The 22,551-nt window shown below is 42.9% G+C and carries 21 protein-coding genes; all 21 read left to right on the forward strand.

Annotated features, from left to right (window positions below):
- Window position 1 precedes the first annotated feature (1 nt).
- The 21 genes from AACW75_RS21830 to rng all read left to right on the forward strand — a co-directional run bounded on the left by AACW75_RS21830 (window position 2) and on the right by rng (window position 22,549).
- Entirely contained in the window at window positions 2-1,444 is a 1,443-nt protein-coding gene (locus AACW75_RS21830) for an MSHA biogenesis protein MshI (RefSeq protein ID WP_102573409.1), read from the forward strand.
- A complete protein-coding gene (gene pilO / locus AACW75_RS21835) occupies window positions 1,444-2,091 on the forward strand; it encodes a type 4a pilus biogenesis protein PilO (RefSeq protein ID WP_102573410.1) in 648 nt (215 codons plus the stop codon). Before AACW75_RS21830 ends, pilO begins: the two co-directional genes overlap by 1 nt.
- Complete coding sequence (locus AACW75_RS21840; RefSeq protein WP_102573411.1) at window positions 2,084-2,416, forward strand: MSHA biogenesis protein MshK; 333 nt, start codon at window positions 2,084-2,086, stop codon at window positions 2,414-2,416. The genes pilO and AACW75_RS21840 overlap by 8 nt, the downstream gene beginning before the upstream one ends.
- A 15-nt stretch (window positions 2,417-2,431) precedes the next feature.
- Complete coding sequence (gene mshL / locus AACW75_RS21845) at window positions 2,432-4,069, forward strand: pilus (MSHA type) biogenesis protein MshL (protein WP_017073015.1); 1,638 nt, start codon at window positions 2,432-2,434, stop codon at window positions 4,067-4,069.
- Window positions 4,070-4,122: 53 nt separating this feature from the next.
- On the forward strand, window positions 4,123-4,962 hold the full coding sequence (locus AACW75_RS21850) for an ExeA family protein (RefSeq protein ID WP_017073016.1): 840 nt from the start codon (window positions 4,123-4,125) through the stop codon (window positions 4,960-4,962).
- Between the two features lie 2 nt (window positions 4,963-4,964).
- A complete protein-coding gene (locus tag AACW75_RS21855) occupies window positions 4,965-6,107 on the forward strand; it encodes a tetratricopeptide repeat protein (RefSeq protein WP_102573412.1) in 1,143 nt (380 codons plus the stop codon).
- Window positions 6,097-7,821: a GspE/PulE family protein gene (locus AACW75_RS21860; protein WP_102573413.1), complete on the forward strand. Its 1,725-nt coding sequence runs from the start codon at window positions 6,097-6,099 to the stop codon at window positions 7,819-7,821. The genes AACW75_RS21855 and AACW75_RS21860 overlap by 11 nt, the downstream gene beginning before the upstream one ends.
- A gap of 12 nt (window positions 7,822-7,833) precedes the next feature.
- Window positions 7,834-9,057, forward strand: a complete 1,224-nt coding sequence (locus AACW75_RS21865; protein WP_102450761.1) for a type II secretion system F family protein — start codon at window positions 7,834-7,836, stop codon at window positions 9,055-9,057.
- A 3-nt stretch (window positions 9,058-9,060) separates the two neighbouring features.
- Entirely contained in the window at window positions 9,061-9,516 is a 456-nt protein-coding gene (locus tag AACW75_RS21870; protein ID WP_102573414.1) for an MSHA biogenesis protein MshF, read from the forward strand.
- A 79-nt stretch (window positions 9,517-9,595) separates the two neighbouring features.
- Window positions 9,596-10,171: a prepilin-type N-terminal cleavage/methylation domain-containing protein gene (locus tag AACW75_RS21875; RefSeq protein WP_102573415.1), complete on the forward strand. Its 576-nt coding sequence runs from the start codon at window positions 9,596-9,598 to the stop codon at window positions 10,169-10,171.
- A 35-nt stretch (window positions 10,172-10,206) separates the two neighbouring features.
- On the forward strand, window positions 10,207-10,674 hold the full coding sequence (locus tag AACW75_RS21880) for a type II secretion system protein (RefSeq protein ID WP_145572210.1): 468 nt from the start codon (window positions 10,207-10,209) through the stop codon (window positions 10,672-10,674).
- Between the two features lie 142 nt (window positions 10,675-10,816).
- Entirely contained in the window at window positions 10,817-11,308 is a 492-nt protein-coding gene (locus AACW75_RS21885; RefSeq protein WP_145572211.1) for a prepilin-type N-terminal cleavage/methylation domain-containing protein, read from the forward strand.
- The gene (locus AACW75_RS21890) at window positions 11,305-11,874 is read left to right on the forward strand and encodes a type IV pilus modification PilV family protein (protein WP_135456130.1); all 570 of its coding nucleotides are present in this window, start codon (window positions 11,305-11,307) and stop codon (window positions 11,872-11,874) included. Before AACW75_RS21885 ends, AACW75_RS21890 begins: the two co-directional genes overlap by 4 nt.
- Window positions 11,874-12,614, forward strand: a complete 741-nt coding sequence (locus tag AACW75_RS21895) for a prepilin-type N-terminal cleavage/methylation domain-containing protein (protein WP_145572212.1) — start codon at window positions 11,874-11,876, stop codon at window positions 12,612-12,614. The genes AACW75_RS21890 and AACW75_RS21895 overlap by 1 nt, the downstream gene beginning before the upstream one ends.
- On the forward strand, window positions 12,604-13,032 hold the full coding sequence (locus AACW75_RS21900) for a hypothetical protein (RefSeq protein ID WP_017073026.1): 429 nt from the start codon (window positions 12,604-12,606) through the stop codon (window positions 13,030-13,032). The genes AACW75_RS21895 and AACW75_RS21900 overlap by 11 nt, the downstream gene beginning before the upstream one ends.
- Before the next feature lie 2 nt (window positions 13,033-13,034).
- Entirely contained in the window at window positions 13,035-17,753 is a 4,719-nt protein-coding gene (locus AACW75_RS21905; protein WP_145572213.1) for a DUF6701 domain-containing protein, read from the forward strand.
- Between the two features lie 150 nt (window positions 17,754-17,903).
- Complete coding sequence (locus AACW75_RS21910; protein WP_017073028.1) at window positions 17,904-18,947, forward strand: rod shape-determining protein; 1,044 nt, start codon at window positions 17,904-17,906, stop codon at window positions 18,945-18,947.
- Between the two features lie 94 nt (window positions 18,948-19,041).
- Window positions 19,042-19,929, forward strand: coding sequence for a rod shape-determining protein MreC (gene mreC, locus AACW75_RS21915; RefSeq protein ID WP_017073029.1), 888 nt, complete (start codon window positions 19,042-19,044; stop codon window positions 19,927-19,929).
- Window positions 19,919-20,407 (forward strand): rod shape-determining protein MreD, encoded by a 489-nt coding sequence (gene mreD / locus AACW75_RS21920; protein ID WP_017073030.1) that lies wholly within the window; start codon window positions 19,919-19,921, stop codon window positions 20,405-20,407. The genes mreC and mreD overlap by 11 nt, the downstream gene beginning before the upstream one ends.
- A 7-nt stretch (window positions 20,408-20,414) precedes the next feature.
- Window positions 20,415-21,059 (forward strand): Maf family protein, encoded by a 645-nt coding sequence (locus AACW75_RS21925; RefSeq protein ID WP_145572214.1) that lies wholly within the window; start codon window positions 20,415-20,417, stop codon window positions 21,057-21,059.
- Window positions 21,060-21,079: 20 nt separating this feature from the next.
- Window positions 21,080-22,549: a ribonuclease G gene (gene rng, locus AACW75_RS21930; protein ID WP_004735923.1), complete on the forward strand. Its 1,470-nt coding sequence runs from the start codon at window positions 21,080-21,082 to the stop codon at window positions 22,547-22,549.
- Window positions 22,550-22,551: the final 2 nt, after the last annotated feature.

The raw sequence follows: 22,551 nt of genomic DNA on the forward strand, positions 1-22,551 counted from the left end.
AATGAATTTTAAAGCGATTTTAGACAAGATAAAGCCAACGAATAATCAAGGCAGCTCTCAAGTTGTCATGTTAGGCAACGATGCCGTTTATATGTCATCAACAGAACCTGAACTGCAAGTAACCAGTATTCCTGTCGTTAACGGGGACTGGGAAAGCGCACTGAAGAAATCGCTTAATAGTGAGGCGTTTACTAGCAATAGCCTGCAATTAATTGTCTGTGCTAACTACTACCAAACTTTCCAAATTGATAAACCGGATATTCCAGAGAGCGAATGGTCGGTGGCCCTGCCTTTTTTACTGAAAGACCTTGTTTCTGAAAGAGTGACCGAGATTACGGCGAGTGCTGTAGCACTGCCTACGTCTAATAAGCTACAAGTGTATGTTTTACCGAAAAAGCTGTTAGATAAGCTTGTGAATATTGCTAACTCAACGCAGGTTGAGTTAAGTGGTGTCGCCCCTGAAGACGAAATTTGGGGCTATAGCGCAGGTGAACTTTCTAATTTTATCTTGTTGCAGCGGAGTATTAACTCGCACTTTAAGCTTGGCGCATTTGTTGAAAATACGGTTTGCTTCCAAAGAACGATCCGCAGTGTTGTCCCTCCCTTAACGGGAGTTGCATCAAGTGCTCTGCAGTTAGATGGTCTTGCCTTAGAGCTCCAACGCTCGATTGATTACCTTTCTTCACAAATTAAAGGCACTCAACTTCATCAGTTAAAAATCTGCTGTGATGAAGAAGACGAGGCTGAATTACAAAACGCGTTAAACAACACATTGAGTTCAACGGTTTCTCTATTAGTTGAGGGAGAGCGCGAAAATTCAGAAAGTTTGTTGGTTAAGCTTGCGGCTGAAAAAGCTGTTTTTAACGTCAATCTTTATCCTGAACACCTGAAGCCTAAAAAAGAATATTTCACCCTCACAAATGTGGCCGCGAGTTGGGGGCTTGTTTGTATATTGCTACTTGGTGGTTACTTTGTAATGCAATATCAAACGTCGAACTTGGATAAAGAACTCACAGCTTTGCAACATGACTCGAACCAGCTTAACAAGCAAGTTAACCAATTGAATAGTAAGTTAACTCAGCATAAACCGTCTCCGGAGAAAGTGGCTGCAGTTGCGCGTCTCAAACGTGAGACGCAAGCAAAAAAAGAAGCTTTAAAGGCGGTTGGACAATACGACGAATCACAACAAGTCGGGTATTCTGGCGTCATGAATTCCTTAGCTAAATTAGGTCGAAATGATATCTCGCTTTCGCACATTTACATGACTCACGATATTCTAGATCTTAGTGGTTTTGCTCGTAACGCAAATGTCGTTCCTAATTGGATCGGTCAGTTTAAAAGTGAGCTGAATTTAGTCGGGCGTGCCTTTGAAAAATTAAAAATTGGTCGCAATGACCAAGATGTGGTGACATTTGAGTTAAGTACTCGCAGGGAGAGTAAATAATGCAACAGTGGAACCAGCTTAACGATAAGTTTCTTGCCTTAAGTCAGAGAGAAAAATGGCTACTTTTCGTATGCGGTTTTGTTGGGCTATCCATGTTGTTGTTCACCTTGTTGGTTGAGCCTGCTTATCTTAATTTACAGGCTAAAAATGCTAAGACGATGAATCTGACTCAGGCAAACCAGAGACAGCAAGGTGAGTTGCTCGTTCTTCAAGCTAAGTTAAACAAAGACCCAGACAAAGACATTAATCGAGAGTACAAAAAACTGCTGGTGGAGAGCCAAGATCTGTCACTTCAGCTTTCCCAGATTGTCGATGGACTGATCTCGCCTTCTCAAATGTCTCAGTTATTGGAGAGCGTTCTCAATGCCGGAAATGGACTTAAGCTCGAATCGCTAGAGTCGTTAAAACCAGAAGCTATTTCGAACAATCAAGAGACCAGTGAATATTCAGGTTACTTTCTTCACCCGGTGAGAATGGAATTGACGGGCAGCTACTTTGATATTTCCGCTTATCTTCAAGCGCTTGAATCACTTCCTGTTAGTTATTACTGGCGAACATTTAAATACTCAGTTGAAGAGTATCCAAAAGCTCGATTGGTGTTCGAAGTTTACACATTAGGTACTAGACAGGAGTTTATCGGTGGTTAGAACTCTATTGTTTGCCTTACTTTTTAGTAGCTCAGTGGCTTGGGCTGAGCAAGACCCAACGGCGCCATTAGGCTGGTTGACGCCACAACAAAAAACAACGTCAGCTAAAAAGGCGCCAACTCGATACCGCTTACCTTCTCTAGAAAGCATTGTGTGCAAAGGCGATACACCTTGCTATGCCATTATGAATGGTCAGATTCTCGGCCAAGGAGAAACGATCAGAGGGTACCGAGTTAAGAATATAGATCCAGAATACGTCACTCTGCAGAGAAGCTCTAAGCAGTGGAAATTAGAGATGTTCTCTTTAGATGTTAAGAATAATTAAGGTTAGAGTGAAGACATGCGTAAACTTGTAGTAGCAATTCTAGTGTCATCTTTAGTCGGCTGTTCGATGGGGCATAGAGATCCTGTTGAGATAAAAGAATCTTTGAACGAATCAATTAATGAAGCGAATAGTAGAGCGCTTCATGAGCTTCCTTCGTCGGTTCAAGACGACCTCATGCCACAACTTGACTCTGACTCGATGTCTCCGAATATGGAAACAGTTAAGCGTTTTCGTATTCAAGCTAATGGTGTTGAAGCAAGAACCTTCTTTGCTAGCCTAGTTAAAGGCACCGAATATAGCGCAGCTATCCACCCCAACGTTGCCGGAAAACTTACTTTAAATCTAACCGATGTGACGTTAGACGAAGTACTTGCGGTTGCTCAAGATATGTATGGCTACGATATTGAAAAGCGCGGCAAAGTGATTCAGGTCTACCCTGCTGGCCTTCGAACGGTAACGATTCCTGTCGATTACTTACAAGTTAAGCGTTCTGGTCGTTCATTAACGACGATTACCACAGGCACGATCTCTAACTCAGACTCTAACTCATCAAGTTCTTCAAGTTCTAACTCTAGCTCGTCGAATTCATCTAACTCCTCTAATTCATCGAATTCGACCTCGAACGGTGGTACTGAGATTGAAACGACCTCTGAAAGCGATTTTTGGCCACAGCTTGAAGCGGCTGTTGCTCACCTCATTGGTTCTGGTGAAGGACAAAGTGTCGTGGTTACTCCGCAAGCCAGTGTGATTACGGTGCGAGCTTACCCCGATGAAATCCGTGAGGTGCGAGAGTTCTTAGGCATTTCTCAGAAACGTTTGCAGCGCCAAGTTATTTTGGAAGCAAAAATCATGGAAGTCACCTTAAGTGATGGCTATCAGCAGGGGATTAGTTGGTCTAATTTATCTAAATCTATTGGCAGCGGTGGTGTTGTTATTGACCGACCAGGTGGAACATTACCTCCATTAGATGCAATCAGCTCTTTGTTAGGCGGACAAACCAACGTAACGATTTCAGATGGTAGCTTTGAAGCGGTTTTGAGCTTTATGGATACTCAAGGTGACCTTAATGTTCTATCGAGCCCGCGAGTAACGGCTGCAAATAACCAGAAAGCCGTTATCAAAGTGGGTACTGATGAGTATTACGTAACAGATTTATCAAGTTCGGTCGGCAGTGGTGATAACGCAAATGTGGCTCCTGAAGTCGAGCTAACTCCATTCTTCTCTGGTATCTCTTTGGATGTGACCCCTCAGATAGATGATAAAGGCAGTGTATTCTTACATGTTCACCCTGCCGTTATTGAGGTTGAGGAAGAAGTGAAGGAGCTCAACCTAGGTTCAACAACAGGCTTGGTGCAACTTCCTTTGGCGAAAAGCTCTATTCGTGAATCTGACTCAGTGATTCGTGCAAAAGATGGCGACGTGGTTGTGATTGGTGGATTAATGAAATCAAATACCAGTGATATCACTTCTAAAGTCCCATTCCTTGGTGATATCCCAGGGTTAGGTCACCTGTTCCGCAACACCAATCAATTGACTCAAAAAACTGAGCTTGTGATTTTGCTTAAACCGACAATCGTCGGCGTGAACACATGGCAAACTGAGTTAGAGCGTTCTCGAGATCTATTGCAGCAGTGGTTCCCCGATGAAGAGTAATCGCTCACTTTCTCAATGTAGATTGGTAGCATCTAACTAAGCTAGGTCATCTTATGTATCAAGCTCACTTTGGTTTTGAACAGCTGCCATTTACCTTAACGCCGAATACCGATTTCTTTTATGGTTTAGCGCCTCATTTCGAAGCGATTCAAACGGTGATCTCGGCGTTAGAGATGGGAGAGGGCGTAATCAAAGTTACTGGCGAAGTCGGTACGGGAAAAACCATGGTTTGTCGGATGCTGGTTAATCACTTAAAGGATTGTACGGCGTTAATCTACCTGCCAAACCCTGTGTTGTCTGGTGCAGACCTGCGTCAAGCCGTCGCCAAAGAGTTAGGTTTGACTATCGAGAATGAAGCAACCTTGGTTGATAACATTCAGCATAAGCTCATTGAATTGCACAATTCAGGTTTAAGAGTGGTAGCGATTCTTGATGAGGCTCAAGCTCTATCGGATGAAGCGTTAGAAACATTAAGGTTGTTCGGTAATCTTGAAACTGAAGATAAAAAATTACTTCAGATAGTGTTACTCGGACAACCTGAACTGGATGTCAGGCTAGAGGCTTATCATCTTAGGCAGTTTCGCCAAAGAATTACTTTTAGTTCAACACTGAGGCCACTCACTCTCGATGAAACGGTGGCGTATATTGATAATCGGATCGCTAAATCTGGTGGTAATCCTGAGTTGTTCAGCTTGAATCAAAAAAAAGCGATTTGTCGCTCATCGTTAGGTATTCCAAGATTGATAAATCAACTATGCCATAAGGCTCTTTTGCTCTCGTTCAGTGAAGATAAGAAAAGTATCGACAACCAGCACCTATTTTCAGCCATGCATGAAACATACGATGTGTGTAAGCCTAAATTTAAAACGCCAATACTGTGGGGTTGGAATTAACTATGAGCGTCATTAATAACGCCTTGTCTGAATTGGCAAAGAAAAAATCAGCAACCTCGATTGAAGCCGCCGTGGTGCCTAAAATCAAAACACGCTCACCATTGGTTTGGTTAGTGGCAGGTTTTACTCTGAGCTTAGCAATGGGCGGATGGGCAATATCACAAGGTCCTGCCGTTGAACATTCAATCTCAACTCGAGATACACAAGTTCAGGTTTCTGTCGTAGATAGTTCGGGAGAAATGGCGGATGTTGTTACTCAAACTCTCTCATCGCCAACCAAGAAATTAGTGACGTTAGATTTAACGCCCCGCTCGGCAGAATACACAGTGGCGGCCAATAGTGTTCAAGCTAAGCCAACGACAACGTCTAGTACTCCTAAAGCAACAAAACCCCACGTCACGCCTAAACCGTTAAGTTCGGCTAAAACGAGTAATACTGACATTCCAAAGCCGATGTATGTGGCTAATGTAGCGAAAAGCAGTCCGACATCTAGCTCTGATGAGTTGAAAGGCTCAGAAAATAGCGAAATGCTGATTGAGCAAGTAGAGCTAACGCCAGAGCAATTATCGGAGAATGCACAAGGGCGAGCTCAGAAAGCGCTAGATGCAAATGATCTTAACGGTGCTTTAAAAGGTTATACCGAGGCCCTGCGTTACTCCTCAAGAAACGAGGACGTCCGTCAGAAACTCGCAATTCTCTATTTTGGTAAGGGTGATACTCGTAAAGCCTATGAGCTTTATCAATCAGGTATCAAACTTAATACCAATAGTGAAAAGCTACGCCTAGGTTTATCAAAACTGCTCGTCAAAGCCAATCAAGCAGAAGCCGCTTTGAGTCCATTAGTACACTTACCGCCAAATCCAACCAAAGACTATTTAGCAATGCGTGCGGCTTTGAGTCAAAAATCGCAACAAGAAGAGATAGCATTAGAGAGCTATCGAAAGTTAGTTGAAGTCGATTCAGATAATGCACGCTGGTGGCTGGGCCTGGCGATTCAACAAGAACGACAGCTTGATTTTACTGCAGCAAAAGAATCATACCAAGGCGCTTTGACCAGAGTTGGAATCTCATCTCAATCGCAAAACTTTGTGCGTGACCGGTTAAAAATACTCGATGCCCTAGAGGAGAGCGACGATGCAAATTAGATTAAGAAAGCGATTGGGTGATTTGCTTGTAGAAGAAGGCATTATTACCGAGGCTCAAGTAGAACAAGCTCTGGCCGCTCAGAAAAGTACCGGTCGTAAGCTAGGTGATGCGCTGATTGAACTTGGCTTCTTATCAGAGCAGCAAATGCTGAGCTTTTTATCCCAGCAGCTTGCTATTCCTCTTATTGATTTGAGCCGAGCCGTTGTCGATGTTGAAGCGGTGCAGCTTTTACCTGAGGTACATGCTCGTCGACTTCGTGCATTGGTTATTGGACGTCAAGGCGATACGTTACGTGTCGCGATGAGTGATCCCGCTGATCTATTTGCGCAAGAATCGTTACTGGGTCAGCTAGGTGATTACGCTTTAGAATTTGTGGTTGCTCAAGAACGACAATTAGTCGATGGCTTTGATCGCTATTACCGCCGAACTAAAGAAATCGCCTCTTTCGCTGAGCAGCTGCATGCAGAGCATCAAGTTAATGATGCCTTTGATTTTGATATAGCAGATGAAGACAGTGACGAAGTTACCGTCGTTAAGCTTATCAACTCGTTATTTGAAGATGCAATCCAAGTTGGTGCTTCTGATATCCATATTGAGCCCGATTCAAATGTCTTGCGTCTTCGTCAGCGTATTGATGGCGTGCTGCATGAAACACTGTTGAATGAAGTCAATATTGCGTCAGCCCTGGTTCTGCGTTTGAAGCTGATGGCCAATCTTGATATCTCAGAGAAACGTCTTCCTCAAGACGGCCGCTTCAATATTCGCGCGAAAGGCCAATCTGTTGATATTCGTATGTCGACCATGCCTGTGCAGCATGGCGAATCTGTAGTTATGCGTTTACTTAACCAATCAGCTGGCCTTCGTAAATTAGAGGCATCAGGCATACCGAGTGATCTTCTGATTAGACTTCGTCAACAATTACGACGCCCACATGGGATGATTTTGGTAACTGGCCCGACGGGTTCAGGCAAAACAACCACCCTTTATGGCGCGTTAAGTGAATTAAACGAACCGGGTAAAAAGATCATTACCGCAGAAGACCCGGTGGAATATCGTCTTCCTCGTGTTAATCAGGTTCAAGTAAACCCTAAGATCAATCTCGACTTCTCAACTATCTTGAGAACTTTCTTGCGTCAGGATCCCGATATTATCCTTATTGGTGAGATGCGTGACCAAGAAACCGTCGAGATTGGCTTGCGAGCGGCACTTACCGGACACTTGGTATTAAGTACATTACATACTAACGACGCGGTAGACAGTGCGCTGCGCATGATGGATATGGGCGCTCCCGGTTATCTAGTGGCAAGCGCTGTTAGAGCGGTTGTCGCACAACGGTTGGTTCGTAAAGTGTGCGCCGATTGTAAGGTTGACGATGATCTGGATGAACCTCGCAAACAGTGGCTAAGTGTTCGCTTCCCTAATCAAGTAGGCGTCCCATTCATGAAGGGACGTGGTTGTCAGAACTGTAATTTGACGGGTTACCGCGGGCGTATTGGTGTTTTTGAAATGCTAGAACTAGAGCAAAACATGATGGATGCGCTTAGAGCTAATGATGCGGTTGGTTTCGCTCAAACAGCAAGGCAGTCTGAAAATTACAAACCGTTATTGGCTTCTGCGATGGAATTGGCTTTGCAAGGTGTGGTGAGTCTCGATGAGATAATGCACCTTGGTGAAGGCGACGCTTCCGGAGCAACCGACCCAATTTATCTGTAGGGGTAAAGAGATATGCCAACATATCGTTATGTAGGTCGTAGTTCTGATGGTAGCCAAGTCAGTGGTCAATTAGATGCGAATAACGAAGATCTTGCTGCTGAAAGCCTGATGAATAAGGGGATCATTCCTACCTCTATCAAGCTAGGGAAAAGTGGCGGTTCAGTATTGGATATGGACGTATCTAGCTTGTTTTCGCCGAATGTTCCTTTGGAAGTATTGGTTCTGTTTTGCCGACAGTTATACAGCCTAACAAAAGCGGGTGTTCCATTATTACGGTCGATGAAAGGCCTGACCCAAAACTGTGAAAATAAGCAGTTAAAAGCCGCCCTCGAAGAAGTGGTCGCTGAATTAACGAATGGTCGTGGATTAGCGGCATCGATGCAAATGCACCCAAATGTGTTTAGTCCGCTATTTGTTTCGATGATCAGTGTGGGTGAAAATACCGGTCGTTTAGATCAGGCACTGCTGCAATTAGCTGGATACTATGAACAAGAGGTTGAAACTCGTAAGCGAATCAAAACGGCGATGCGTTATCCAACCTTCGTGATCAGCTTTATCTTGATCGCGATGTTTATTCTCAACATTAAGGTTATCCCACAGTTCTCGAGCATGTTCTCGCGCTTTGGTGTGGATCTTCCGCTACCCACTCGTATCTTAATTGGTATGTCTGAGTTCTTTGTGAATTATTGGGGCTTAATGCTTGCGGTGATCTTTGGTCTTATCTTTGCTTTTAAAGCATGGGTTAAAACCGATAAAGGGCTAGAACGATGGGATAGGATGCGTCTAAAAATACCAGTAATTGGTGGTGTAGTGAATCGAGCTTTGTTGTCGCGTTTTTCTCGTACTTTCGCATTGATGTTGAAAGCGGGTGTGCCATTGAATCAGTCATTATCTCTATCGGCTGAGGCGTTAGATAACCGCTTTTTAGAACTACGAGTTCAGGCTATGAAAGCAGCAATAGAAGCCGGTAGTACCGTATCTTCTACCGCAATAAACAGCGAAATTTTCACACCCTTAGTGATACAAATGATCTCGGTAGGTGAAGAGACAGGTCGTATTGATGAGCTATTGCTCGAGGTGTCAGATTTTTATGATCGAGAAGTTGACTACGATTTGAAAACCTTAACCGCTAGGATTGAGCCGATTTTATTAGTGGTTGTGGCTGGCATGGTACTGATTCTGGCTTTGGGTATATTCCTACCAATGTGGGGAATGCTCGATGCAATCAAAGGCTAGGGAATGCTAAATAACCTACAACGCTCACGTTTTGTTATTTGGAGTGTGGTTATTCTTTTTCTAATTGTAGGGTTGCTTTCTGCATGGGAAACCGTCGAAGAAGAAGCGACTAATACGGCATTGATCGTCGCGAGTAAGCGGATTTTAGAGCAAGCAAACCTGTACAAACAACAGTATATTTTGAAGGGAAATCTGCTAAAAAAAGATTCAGGACAATCGAGAGTTTATAGCCGAACAGGTTGGGTAAAGCCTATTCAAGGAGCGGATCGTGATTGCGATTATTGGTTGGAACAATTGTATCCTCAACAGAGCATTTTAGGGCTAAGTTCTCCCAGTATTGAAGATAAAAGTGATAACATACAATTTCACTGCCTTTATCATTATAGTGATAAGTATCAGATAGATATATTACTCAAAAAAGAAAGATTTAGTGTGAGAGCCAATATTTTGGCTTTGTGAAAATATTGACACTGTTTTTATGGTTTTATACGTGTGCAAATGTATAATGCGCGTTAACAATTAGATGAGTAGGTAGAAAATGCTTAAAAATCAAAAGGGTTTCTCCCTAGTCGAATTGGTCATCGTTATTGTCGTCGTTGGTTTATTGGCGGTAGCTGCTTTACCTCGCTTCTTAGACGTGACAGATGAAGCCAAAAAATCAAGCATTGAAGGTGTTGCTGGTGGTTTTGCAACCGCAGTTTTGTCGGCGAGAGCACAATGGGAAGCTGAAGCAAGACCATCTGAGAAGATTGGTGTTGAAACATACAATACTGTAAACTACGATGGTGTTGATTTTTGGTTAACAAGATCAAAGAACAGCAACAATGTGGAAACCGACTTTCGAGACGGCTACCCATGGACTCTGAATGACAACTCTGGCGTAGCGCCACAAGATATTTCAGACCAAACCTGTTCTGAATTGATGGAAAACTTACTGCAGAATCCACCTAAAGTTGGTGCGGTTTCAGATGTTGATAGCGATTCAAATTACAAATATTCAGCGCAAGCAAATTCAGGTGATGCAACGTGTACTTACATTCAGTTAGAAGGTAATACCGAGCACCAATTTGTTTACGAAATTAAAACTGGTCGTGTGACCGTAACTTTGCAGTAAGTCTGCGTAAAATTAAACATAGAGAGAGCTTAACTATGAAAAGACAAGGCGGTTTCACCCTAATTGAACTAGTGGTTGTAATTGTTATTCTGGGTATTCTTGCTGTAACTGCGGCACCACGTTTCCTAAACCTGCAAGATGATGCAAAAAATGCAACTCTTGAAGGTCTAGCTGGGGCAATTCAAGGTGCTTCAGGTATTATTTACGGTAAGGCTGCAATCGCAGGTATTGAATCTACTTCAGGTGCAGTTAGCACTGGTGTTGGTACTCAAAGTATTCAGACTGTTTTTGGATATCCTGAAGCGTCATCGACAGCAATCTCAGCAATCGTTCAAGGTGTTGGTGCTGATGAGGACTTTGAATTTATTAAGACAAGCGGCGCTACATCAGCATTGTTTGGTATTAATGGGTACACTACTAACTGTGTTGTATATACCCAAGCAACAGCTGCTAACGTTGAAGCAACAGCAAACATGGTAGAAGACTCAAACTGTGCTCCTTAGCACATTAGTTAAAATTGAGGCCAGCACCTGTGCTGGCCTTTTTTCCATCTGCTACACAAATATCAAAACTATTCATATACATAAGATCGTAAGCTTCGTTATCTTGTATAATCAGTATTCGCTAGGCAGTTAGAGGCTCATTATGGATAACAGCCCCAAATCCAGCGGCTTTACTCTGGTAGAGCTGATCATCGTTATTATTATCCTTGGTATTGTTTCAACTTTCGCTGCGAGTCGCTTCGTTGGCACTTCTAGCTTTTCTACCTTTACTGCCCAAGAGCAGGCTATTTCCGTTATACGTCAAATCCAAGTTAATCGAATGCAATCTAACGTGTCAGCAGCTAATGATAGTTTTCGTCTTGCTATTCATAGTGATTGTCTAGGTTCAATAACTGCTTGCAGTTTGAATCTATCGAATAGTGCTCAAAAATCACAAGCCGATGCGCGTAGTGATTATGTGCGTGAATCCGATATTTCATTTTCTCCAACCAACACCATTATTGATTTTGACTTATTAGGGAACCCTTCGGTGAGCGCTGGAGTTAACATTACGATTAACTCCACCACTTCGAGCAATAGCGCTCAAGTCTGTATTAATTCTCAAGGTTATGTGCGTGAAGGGGCGTGTCTATGATTCGTTCCCGTGGTTTTACTCTCATAGAGAGCATTATTGTGATTATCGTACTGAGTATTGCGATGGTCACGATTACCAGTTTTTTAGCACCTCAAGTGGCAAGTTCGGCCGACCCACAATATCAAAACCGTTCCGTAGCCTTAGGTCAGAGTTTGATGAATCAAATTTTAGCTCGTGGCTTTGACGAACATAGTGACTTTGATGGTGGTCTGGTGCGCTGTGGGGATGCAGGTGCGACCGCTTGTTCTGCTCCCAATGAACTCGGAGTGGATGGGGCAGAGGCAACCCCCGCAGCTTTCAATGATGTCGATGACTATATCGGTTGTTGGTACACAGATACTACTGAGTCAGCTTGCGTTTCATCAACGAAGTATCCGCTTGCTAATATCCTAGATGAAAATATCGAAGGCAGTTATGCCAATTTTCGTGTTGAGATTTCGGTGGTTTATGATCAAAACATGGACGGAACTAACGATAATACTATTGGTACGATGAAGCGCGTTGAAGTACAGATCTTTGGTGGTAATAACCGCTACAGCGTGATTGCCTATAAGGGGAACTACTAATGAAACAACGTGGTTTTACTCTGATAGAAATGATCGTAACCATTGTTGTAGTTGCCGTCATCGGTCTTGCAATTGCCGGTTTTGTTGAGTATGGCATGAAAGGTTATGTCGAAACTATCGACCGACAAAAGGTACAAATAAAAGGGCAATTCGTTGTAGAGAAAATGTCGCGAGAGATAAGCCACGCGGTTCCTAACAGTTTTGATTCGAGCATTATGCCAGCTTCGGCTTTTACTCAAAAATGTCTCACCTTTTACGCTATTAAATACTCAGGCTTTTATCACCTTGACGAATCGACGGATGAGCTTGATTTTATTATCGGGCAAGACTCGCCCACGTTAGATGCCGGCGATTACCTCATTATTAATCCCACCACTTATTCTGAATTTGGTGCTGGTTCGACTAAACGGATTTCAGTCTCAGGTTTAGTTTCCACGAGTAATGTGTTTACCGCTAACTCTGTTAGCCTTGCCAGCCAGTCTATTGCTCAACGCCATTATATTTACGATGAGAGTGCTTCGGTGAGTTACTGTTTAGTGAATGACACCGTTCAGAATCAAGGTCTAATTCAGCGCAATGGAATCACCGTTGCGGATAGCATCAATTATGCTGACAGTAATTTTCGTTATGAAGAGCCAAGCTTACAGCGCGGTGGTGTGATTCACATCGATCTCGTGCTTGAGCAAAACAGCGAAGTAAGTGTTTACCAACAAGATGTGCAGGTACTCAATGCGCCATAGAAAATCATCTCAACAAGGCAGTGTTTTGGTCGTCGCAGTATTTGTTATTGTGGTAATGGGCTTCCTTGCGACTTCTTTAGTGCAAGTTCAGTGGTCAAATCACGATACATTGACGCGTAAGCAGCTTGGTACACAGGCTTGGTTGCTGGCACACTCCGCGAATGAGTGGGCACTCACTCAAGTTTATCCTTTGACGGTATCACCTGCGGTTTCAACAAGTGTTAGCACTGTCTGTAGCAACTTAAATTCAAATCAAGTGAGCAGCGGCATGTCGACTATCTGTACTGTAGACCAACTAACTTGTAGTCAGATCGGTGTGTTAGATGGTGTTGGCTTTTTCAAAATAGAATCAACGGCCATTTGTGGTTCGGGTATCAACCAAGTACAGCGTATTCAAGAAGTTTGGGTAAAGGAATAATTATGAAGCTACTATTATTAGGTTTGATGTTCGCATTTTTAGTCCCTACCTCGTTTGCTGCAACTGTTTATGACATATCCGATCCAAATACGAATATTTGTAATAATGGCCAACTTAATGGCATAACCTACACTTGCTCTCAAGATATTGTTTTAGGTAACAAAGATACGATTATCTTTAGCCGAACTGAGTTGATACCGCAAAATAGCCGACCTCTGCTTAAGTTAACTTCAGGCAGCATAAAATTTGAAAATAATAACCAGTCAGGAACTGCAGCTACCCCAATAGATATTGAATCTCACTCGGATTCTATTTTTAAAGGCTCTACTGTATATGGCAATATTGAAAGCTCAGGAGGGCAAGTTAAATCTGAGTCTGGGAGTAACTTATTTTATGGTGATGTAAAAGCTCTAGGCGATATCGTTCTCAAGAAAACTAAAGTTTATGGTGACGTTACAAGCACTGGTGGGCAAGTTAAATTTGAAACAAACCCTAACGAAGTTTTCGGAGATATCCACGCATTAAGTGATGTGATTTTAAAGAATACACAAGTATGTGGTCTTGTAACATCAACCGGTGGAGAGTTTAAAGCTGAAACACAGAATAGTATTTATGCTCAAACAAAAGCGATTGATGCTCATGGAAAGGCAACGATAAAAAATTCATCTGTATGTGGTGAGGTAAAGTCCTCATCAAATGATTTTAGTAGTGCCAGTTTTTATTGTGGTATTGATGATCCTAATTGTAATTATGCCTCATCAAATTGTCCTGCGAATATCGAAGAGTTATGTTCATTTTCTCCCTCTGAACCTCCAATCAACCAAAACCCTCAATTTGAATTTGGTACGTTGACGGATAATGACTGTACAATTTCATCTCCAGGACCTGATAACAAACAAGTTGTAACTTGTACGCTGAATTTTAATAACAGCTATGACATAGCGAAACCTAAACCGCTAGTTTTCGTTATGCCAACCATTGATGCAAGCTTATCTGTTAAAAACAATGGGACAACAGAACTTCCTTCTACAGCGTCAGTAATCAATACAACTTGGCAATCTGCAACAATAGTTCAAGAAATAGCACCAAGTGCTAAGAAAAAGATAAGCAATATTGCTTATCTAGATGCTCCTATGAGTGGGCAAGGAGACCCTTTGAAAAATAGTAATCATATTGATTACTTTGTTATCGAAGAAGGTGTGATCTCTTTAAATAATGGTGAAAGTCAAATTGTTGCAGGTCTTGTAAATACAAACACTGCCGCCTCTCAAATTTCTTCTGAAAGAAATAATGCAGATATTATTCGCTATGACGATTATGGTTTAGACTCTTTTAATTCTAAGCCAGGCATTTTAGTTCAACCTCAAACAAAAAATAACACATCGGCGTGGTTTACCGGAATGGCTCGCGGTGTAGGGGTTGATAGCTTTTCCTTGGCATTAGAGAAATCTGAAGTCATCAAAAATAACTCAATATCATCTAAAGAGAATGTAGCTTTTGTAGCTGGTGAAGGTTCCGGGTTTATTCAAGGCGCGCGCTTTTTCCTTGGCAATGCCGAAACAAGAGTTACGACTACGCTGAGTGAAAAGGTTATTTCTCCCATAGAAGTTGGTTGTGAAGAGTTTACTTCGATAGCAGATGCTGGGTTTGATGCTCCTCCTATATTAGTTGCGAATAAAAACTCTCGCAGTGGTAATAATGGCGGCTGGATTCGCCGTTGTGATATCACGAAAGATAAAGTGTATTTCATTGTTGAAGAGGATATGGACAAGGACAGTGAAAGGTCTCACATTGCTGAGGATGTAGGCTTTTTTATGTTTGACCGACCGAATGAAATAGGCATATGTGAAGGGTTTAATGATAAAAGCCCAGCCCAAACTTGGAAAGGGTCGAACGGGAGCTTAGAAATTAATGGTTCTCCCAAGATAGTAGGTGCGCTTAGGGATGATGGGCAACGTTACGTAGGCTTTTTAGATTCCAATACCAATGATAGAACAGGTGTCGCTTGTGAGGGGCAGCTGTGTTATGGCTTGGATGATTTGCTTATCGATAAAGAAGCATTAGAAGATGTTCCAGACAACTTAGGTAACTCATTAGATATCCCTTACACCCACAATGTCACTTCCTTGCCTATCACTGTTGGTGGTGTGAAGATTTACGAATATGACAGCATCTCAATTGGTAGTGGTGCAGTGGTTGAAATAGAGTCTGGTAAATATAAAATTGGCATGCTTAATATCAATGGTACTGGTGAGCTACGTGTAAAGAGCGGCGATATAGTGACCATATTTACTAAAAACCTATCAGTTAATAATGGTAGTTATGTGGGTATTCCCATTACTAGTTGGAGTGGTGATAAGCCTGTACTTGCAAGTGATACACATTTTAGAGTTAACGTATTAGAAAATGGCACGAATCAAGTAAGCTTAAATAGTAGCGGTTCTGGTAATAAGACGACTTTTACTGGCTTGTTGTACAGTGAGCAAAAAGTGGACATGAGTGGTACGGCTAGACTCTATGGTGCCGTATCTGCACAAGATATAAATATGTCATCAAATGCTCTTATTCATGCAGAAACAAGCTGTATTGTACCTGTTGATGATTACGAGATAGAGATATCTCCCGCGACGAACTTAGCTTTGATGTGTGGCGACGATTCCCCTCAATTTACCATTAATACCTCCAATAATGGTGTGGCGGAAAGCCTAGGTGTTACGGTGAGTATTACGCCAGACGCTGCTGAATTCGACGTTTCTGTACTACAAGGTTCAGGTACTTACCCTAATTATGTTTCAAATGACGATGGTGAATTAACTTTAAAAGTTGTCGCTAAAGGTACTGCCAATATTGATTTTGATACAAGTTATAAGCTAACGGCGACATTAGTCGATGATTCAGGTAAAGAGGTTGAAAGCCAGTTTAAGTTCGTACCATTTAAATTCTCTTTAATGGATGGCAATACTCCAACCAATCGTCTTGACGTTATTGCAGGGCAGGCCACACAGACAGTAACTAAAGTTTTAGCGTGTGATTCTGGTGACTCAATTGTTGTTGCTGAGAACTATACAGGTGAAGCTGGGGATGAAGTTACTATTGCTCATGAGCTTGATAGCTCTTGGAGTGGTTCCGATGGTTCGCTGACTTACTTACCTGAGTTCAAAAAAGGCAGCGCCTCAACAGGCTTAACTATTTCTGAATCAGGTCTTTTCAATGTTACTTTAAAAGACAGTAGCTTTGATTGTACTGGTTTCGCTGGTTGTCCCGAAGATGGGAATTATGATGTAGAGGGAAGTTTCTCGGTCTACTCTCGTCCTTGGAAATTTGCGATTTGCACCAACAAGAGCTCAGATGGAAACAGCAACGAGAAAGACTCAGATAGTTTTGCTGCTGCCGGATCGCCATTTGATGTTTATGCCCGCCCGATAAAGCATACCGACTCATCTTCTGTTTGTACTGATGATAATTTGTTGACGAATAATTACTTTAAGTCGACAGCAAGCGTCGAAGTTACAACGACTTTAGATACACCTCTAATTACGGTTTATCCTGACGCTAAGTTAGGTGATTTAACCCCTGTAGCTCAGCTAACTAAACAAATTTCGTCGAATGACCAGGCGAATAAAGGTTATAAGTTCGATAGTTTGAAGTACTCAGAAGCGGGTAGTTTTAATTTTACTGCTACTGAAACAGGAAGCTTCTACAGCTCAATTTTAGGTGGGTTATCTGGTAGTAAATCTATTGGCCGCTTTTACCCTAAATACTTTGTGCAAGGTACTCCAGAATGGAATGTCGCCAAGCAAAATGATATCGCATACCTAAGTCAACCTTATGATTCTACAGTTCACCAAGCATATCCAATGGCTTCTGGTGAAGATGATACGGATAATGTTCTTAATAATTACCGGTTCTTTAATTCAGAGTTACAAGCAAAGTTTGGTGTTTTAGATGATAGCAACATAGATAATGACTTCTTGTTAGATACTGGTTCTGGCACTTGGTCTACTACTCGTTATCATTGGTTGCTGAATGACAATGCAGCTGAGCTTCAACGAGTTACGGACTCAGATGATGTTAGCCGCAGAGATGCCCCGTTTAATACGTCGGATGCTAATTCTACTGCTACAAATTTTGGTTTAACGATCGAAGGAACAGATCCTGTGTCATTCACGGATTCTGATCCTGTTACCGATTCGGCAGTATTCCCAGTCCAGCCTCCTGCTCGCTACGGTCGAATGGCGCTCGACGATATTGGTGGCAATTCCGATACTACTCTAACGATTCCACTTCGTGCTGAGTTCTGGGATGGCAGTGAGTTTGTTGTTAACGAAGATGACGACCGCAGCACATTCAATGGCTCAAATGTTTGTAAGCAAGTTATTTGGACCAGTAATGAGGTGAAAACTACATTGGCTTCACTTAATGGCAGTGGAAATGTGGATGATGGAGAGGAAGACGTCACAGCGAACCAAAATACGCCTTCTGGTGCAGATGCACCACGTGAGCAGGTACGATTGTGGTTAAGAATGGAAGCATCGACACCATTGGCTAAAACTGGTGAGAATCCTGTTGCATGCTCAGGCAGCGATCAAGATCAGCCATGGCTGCGCTACAACTGGAGACAGTTAGGCGATGAAGATCCCTCCACCGTCGTCACATTCGGTATCTACCGCGGTAACGATCGAGTGATCTACCGAGGTGAAAGTGGCTTAACAGGTCAGTAAAAATATAATTTTTGCCCCTTAAGTTAGGAATCTGTAAGAAATTGCGGGTTTCAGTCCATGTTTATACCTCAATGCCTTGCCGTGACAGCAAGGCATTGGTACATTTAGTGCAATTTTTGTCTTCTAATTCTTGCAGGATGAGCGAAGAATATGTTTAAAAAACTTCGTGGCATGTTTTCAAACGACCTATCGATTGATTTAGGTACAGCCAATACCCTTATTTATGTAAAAGGCCAAGGCATTGTTCTTGATGAGCCTTCTGTTGTAGCAATTCGCCAAGATCGTGTGGGCTCTGGAAAGAGTGTCGCTGCTGTTGGTCATGCTGCGAAGCAAATGCTTGGACGTACGCCTGGTAACATTTCAGCGATTCGTCCAATGAAAGACGGCGTAATTGCTGACTTTTACGTAACAGAAAAAATGCTTCAACACTTCATTAAACAAGTGCATGACAACAGTGTACTCAAACCAAGTCCTCGTGTTTTGGTTTGTGTTCCTTGTGGTTCTACTCAGGTAGAGCGTCGTGCTATCCGTGAATCAGCGCTAGGTGCTGGTGCGCGTGAGGTTTACCTTATCGATGAGCCAATGGCTGCTGCGATTGGTGCAGGCCTACGTGTATCTGAACCAACAGGTTCAATGGTTGTTGATATTGGCGGTGGTACTACTGAAGTTGCGGTTATCTCACTGAACGGTGTGGTTTACTCGTCTTCTGTACGTATCGGCGGTGACCGTTTTGATGAAGCTATTATTAATTATGTGCGTCGTAACTACGGCAGCCTGATTGGTGAAGCAACAGCAGAAAAGATCAAACACGAAATCGGTTCAGCTTACCCTGGCGACGAAGTGGAAGAGATCGAAGTACGTGGTCGTAACCTTGCTGAAGGTGTACCTCGTAGCTTTAGCCTGAACTCAAACGAAATCCTTGAAGCGCTTCAAGAGCCACTATCAGGCATCGTATCTGCAGTGATGGTTGCACTTGAACAATGTCCACCAGAACTGGCTTCTGATATCTCAGAAAACGGTATGGTACTGACAGGTGGTGGTGCACTGCTTAAAGACCTTGATCGTCTGCTAACAGAAGAAACAGGAATTCCTGTTGTTGTTGCAGAAGAGCCATTAACGTGTGTTGCTCTGGGGGGCGGTAAAGCCCTAGAGATGATCGACATGCATGGCGGCGATCTGTTCAGCGAAGAATAATATCTAGTGTTAGGCTCTTTTATTACCGAGTTTTATGTAAAGAGCCTAGGACCTTGTCTATAGGACCAAATGTAGCTCTAGGACCAAATATAGAATGAAGCCAATTTTTGGTAGAGGTCCCTCTCTACAATTGCGCCTGTTTTTTGCTGTAACTTTATCAGCCAGCCTTATGCTGGCTGATAGTCGTTTAGATACTTTCTCAAATGTCCGCTATCTATTAAACAGCATGGTTGCACCTATTCAATATGCTGCCAACTTACCTCGCACTATGTTCGATGGTGTCTACGAACGTTTTAGTACTCGCAAAGGCCTGATCGAATCCAACCATAATATTAAACGAGAAGTTTTGCGTCTGAAGAGCGAACTGATTCTGCTTGAGCAATATCAAGAAGAAAACAAACGCCTTCGTAAGTTATTAGGATCTCCGTTTATCCGTGACGAAAAGAAAGTCGTCACAGAGGTTATGGCAGTAGATACTTCACCATATCGTCATCAGGTTGTGATCGATAAAGGTCAGATTGATGGGGTATATGAAGGTCAGCCGGTGATCAACGAGAAAGGTATTGTAGGCCAAGTGACTTTTGTTGCGGCTCACAATAGTCGTGTCCTGCTACTCACTGATGCAAACAATGCGATTCCTGTTCAAGTCATCCGTAACGATATTCGAGTGATAGCTTCGGGCAATGGCATGATTGATGAGATCCAACTAGAGCACATCCCAACCAGTACTGATATTCAAGAAGAAGACCTGCTGGTGACATCAGGTTTAGGTGGGGTTTATCCAGAAGGTTATCCAGTCGCTTATGTTTCTGCCGTTGATTACGACCCGAAACGTGAGTTTGCGGTTATCAAAGCAGAGCCTGTGGTTGAGTTTGATAAGCTCAGGTACTTACTGCTTGTATGGCCGGATGAAAACAAACAGATGCAAGCGGATCAATCCAGCATAGAACAAGCATTGTTAGAGGGCGAAGATGGCCAATAGCGTTTTAAGAAGCAAGGTAGTAATTGGTTGCTCATTTTTGATCGCGCTTATTCTGCAGACGATCCCGTGGCCCGGTAGTTTGGATCTATTCAGACCCTCTTGGTTGCTATTGGTGACTTGTTACTGGGTTTTAGCTTTACCTCACCGTGTTAACGTGGGTAGCGCTTTGATTCTAGGCTTGTTGTGGGATCTTTTGATCGGTTCAACATTGGGTATTCGCGGGATGATGATGGCAATAGTGATGTACATTATTGCGATGAACTTCCTAGTAATACGCAACATGGCGCTATGGCAACAAGCGATGATTATTGCTGCGTTGACTGTGCTGTTTGAAGTGTTGATCTTCTTTGGTGAATATTTGATCCAAGATGTCGTGTTCAATCCGTTATCGTTATGGAGCGCATTGATAAACTGTATACTTTGGCCTTGGATGTTTTTATTAATGAGGCGCGTGCGTCGCCATTGGCATGTGAGGTAGCGTGACGATGAAAAAGAAACATTTAGTTTTGGCATCGGGTTCCCCACGCCGCAAAGAGCTTCTTTCTCAACTGGGCTACGAGTTTTCTATCCTGGTAACCGATGTTGAAGAGTGTAAGCACGCACAAGAAACCGCCGAAGGGTACGTTAAGCGACTATCTTTAGATAAAGCCTTAGCGGCGCTCTCTTTATTAACAACGAATACCGATGAAAAGCAGCATGTCGTTCCTAGTTCTGATAATGTAGATCTTGGCTCTGATGCTATTTCTCTTGATTCTGAAATAGTGGTTCTTGGTTCTGACACAGTTGTTGTCAGCCAAGGGCAAGTGCTCGAGAAACCAACCGACTTTTCTGACTCTAAGCGTATGCTTACTCAGTTAGCCAACGAACGCCATCAAGTGATGACGGCCGTTTCTGTGGTTTCGGCTGAAAAACAAAAAACAGAAATCGTTATTACCGACGTATGGTTTAAACCCCTCAGTGAAAAAGAAATAGAACAATACTGGCAAACAGGGGAGCCATGCGATAAAGCCGGTAGCTATGGGATCCAAGGTTTGGGTGGACGCTTTGTTACACGAATCGAAGGTAGTTATTACGCCGTTGTCGGCTTACCTTTATTTGAAACGGATCAGCTACTGCAAGAATTCTTATAATTACTAATCTGAGGTGCAGCATGAGTGCTGAATTGTTGCTGAACGTGACCCCGAGTGAAACTCGTGTGGCCATGATTGAAGGGGGGGCTCTTCAAGAGATCCACGTCGAACGAGATGCTCGACGCGGTATCGTGGGAAATATCTATAAAGGACGTGTAAGCCGTGTTCTTCCTGGAATGCAGGCAGCTTTTGTGGATATAGGCCTTGAGAAAGCAGCTTTTTTACACGCCTCTGATATTGTTCCGCACACTGAATGTGTTGCTGAAAATGAAAAAAAACAGTTTCAAGTCCGTGATATTTCAGAGCTTGTCCGTCAAGGTCAAGACATTGTTGTTCAAGTTGTCAAAGACCCTCTTGGTACTAAAGGTGCCCGTTTAACCACTGATATCACTCTACCATCTCGTTATTTGGTCTTTATGCCGGGCGCAAGCCATGTCGGTGTTTCTCAGCGAATTGATAGTGAGTCAGAACGTAACCGTCTTAAAAAAGTCGTGTCTCGTTACTGTGACGAACACGGTGGCTTCATTATCCGTACGGCCGCAGAAGGGGCTGACTCGAATGAATTGGCACAAGATGCCGCATTCTTGAAACGATTATGGCTAAAAGTGCTAGAGCGTCGTGGTAAACACAAAGCTCGTACTCGTCTATACGGCGAACTTTGCCTAAGCCAGCGTATCTTGCGTGACTTTGTGGGTACTGAGTTGAGCCGAATTCAGGTCGATTCGCGTTTAGAGTATGAAAACCTAAAAGAATTTACTTCTGAGTACGTGCCAGAGCTTACTGAAAAGCTTGAGTTGTATGAAGGCGACAAGCCTATCTTTGATATGTACGATACCGAGAATGAAGTTCAACGCTCTTTGGACCGTAAAGTCGAATTAAAATCTGGTGGATATCTGATTATCGACCAAACGGAAGCGATGACCACTGTCGACATTAACACTGGTGCATTTGTTGGTCGCCGTAATCTAGAAGAAACGATTTTCAATACTAACGTAGAAGCGACACAAGCCATTGCTCGTCAGCTGCGTCTACGTAACTTAGGTGGCATTATCATTATCGATTTTATTGATATGCTGTCAGAAGAACACCGTAAGCGAGTACTAACTTCTTTAGAGGCGGCGCTAGACAAAGATCGTGTGAAAACCAATATTAACGGCTTCACGCAACTTGGCTTAGTTGAGATGACTCGTAAACGTACTCGTGAAAGTATTGAGCATATTCTGTGTTCTAGTTGCCCTGCCTGTGAAGGTCGTGGCAGTGTGAAGACAGTCGAAACAGTTTGTTATGAAATACTTCGAGAAATCACACGTGTGAATCGTGCGTATGACGCTGACAAGTTTGTTGTGTATGCAGCAGCCGCTGTTGCTGAAGCGTTAGAGGGCGATGAATCTCACGCGCTCGCTGAGCTTGAAGTGTTTATTGGTAAACAAGTTAAAATCCAGGCTGAGCCTCTGTACATACAAGAGCAGTTTGATGTTGTTATGATGTAATG

This window comes from Vibrio sp. L3-7 (assembly GCF_963898195.1).
Taxonomy (GTDB): domain Bacteria; phylum Pseudomonadota; class Gammaproteobacteria; order Enterobacterales; family Vibrionaceae; genus Vibrio; species Vibrio echinoideorum.

Excerpts from the sequence above, each read along its gene's own strand:
- mshL (WP_017073015.1), top strand. The coding sequence starts at position 2,432 with ATGCGTAAACTTGTAGTAGCAATTCTAGTGTCATCTTTAGTCGGCTGT.
- AACW75_RS21910 (WP_017073028.1), top strand. The coding sequence starts at position 17,904 with ATGTTTAAAAAACTTCGTGGCATGTTTTCAAACGACCTATCGATTGAT.
- AACW75_RS21830 (WP_102573409.1), top strand. The coding sequence starts at position 2 with ATGAATTTTAAAGCGATTTTAGACAAGATAAAGCCAACGAATAATCAA.
- mreC (WP_017073029.1), top strand. The coding sequence starts at position 19,042 with ATGAAGCCAATTTTTGGTAGAGGTCCCTCTCTACAATTGCGCCTGTTT.
- AACW75_RS21880 (WP_145572210.1), top strand. The coding sequence starts at position 10,207 with ATGAAAAGACAAGGCGGTTTCACCCTAATTGAACTAGTGGTTGTAATT.
- AACW75_RS21905 (WP_145572213.1), top strand. The coding sequence starts at position 13,035 with ATGAAGCTACTATTATTAGGTTTGATGTTCGCATTTTTAGTCCCTACC.
- AACW75_RS21900 (WP_017073026.1), top strand. The coding sequence starts at position 12,604 with ATGCGCCATAGAAAATCATCTCAACAAGGCAGTGTTTTGGTCGTCGCA.
- AACW75_RS21895 (WP_145572212.1), top strand. The coding sequence starts at position 11,874 with ATGAAACAACGTGGTTTTACTCTGATAGAAATGATCGTAACCATTGTT.
- rng (WP_004735923.1), top strand. The coding sequence starts at position 21,080 with ATGAGTGCTGAATTGTTGCTGAACGTGACCCCGAGTGAAACTCGTGTG.
- AACW75_RS21850 (WP_017073016.1), top strand. The coding sequence starts at position 4,123 with ATGTATCAAGCTCACTTTGGTTTTGAACAGCTGCCATTTACCTTAACG.
- AACW75_RS21890 (WP_135456130.1), top strand. The coding sequence starts at position 11,305 with ATGATTCGTTCCCGTGGTTTTACTCTCATAGAGAGCATTATTGTGATT.
- AACW75_RS21885 (WP_145572211.1), top strand. The coding sequence starts at position 10,817 with ATGGATAACAGCCCCAAATCCAGCGGCTTTACTCTGGTAGAGCTGATC.
- AACW75_RS21865 (WP_102450761.1), top strand. The coding sequence starts at position 7,834 with ATGCCAACATATCGTTATGTAGGTCGTAGTTCTGATGGTAGCCAAGTC.
- AACW75_RS21875 (WP_102573415.1), top strand. The coding sequence starts at position 9,596 with ATGCTTAAAAATCAAAAGGGTTTCTCCCTAGTCGAATTGGTCATCGTT.
- AACW75_RS21870 (WP_102573414.1), top strand. The coding sequence starts at position 9,061 with ATGCTAAATAACCTACAACGCTCACGTTTTGTTATTTGGAGTGTGGTT.
- AACW75_RS21925 (WP_145572214.1), top strand. The coding sequence starts at position 20,415 with ATGAAAAAGAAACATTTAGTTTTGGCATCGGGTTCCCCACGCCGCAAA.
- AACW75_RS21855 (WP_102573412.1), top strand. The coding sequence starts at position 4,965 with ATGAGCGTCATTAATAACGCCTTGTCTGAATTGGCAAAGAAAAAATCA.
- AACW75_RS21860 (WP_102573413.1), top strand. The coding sequence starts at position 6,097 with ATGCAAATTAGATTAAGAAAGCGATTGGGTGATTTGCTTGTAGAAGAA.
- pilO (WP_102573410.1), top strand. The coding sequence starts at position 1,444 with ATGCAACAGTGGAACCAGCTTAACGATAAGTTTCTTGCCTTAAGTCAG.
- mreD (WP_017073030.1), top strand. The coding sequence starts at position 19,919 with ATGGCCAATAGCGTTTTAAGAAGCAAGGTAGTAATTGGTTGCTCATTT.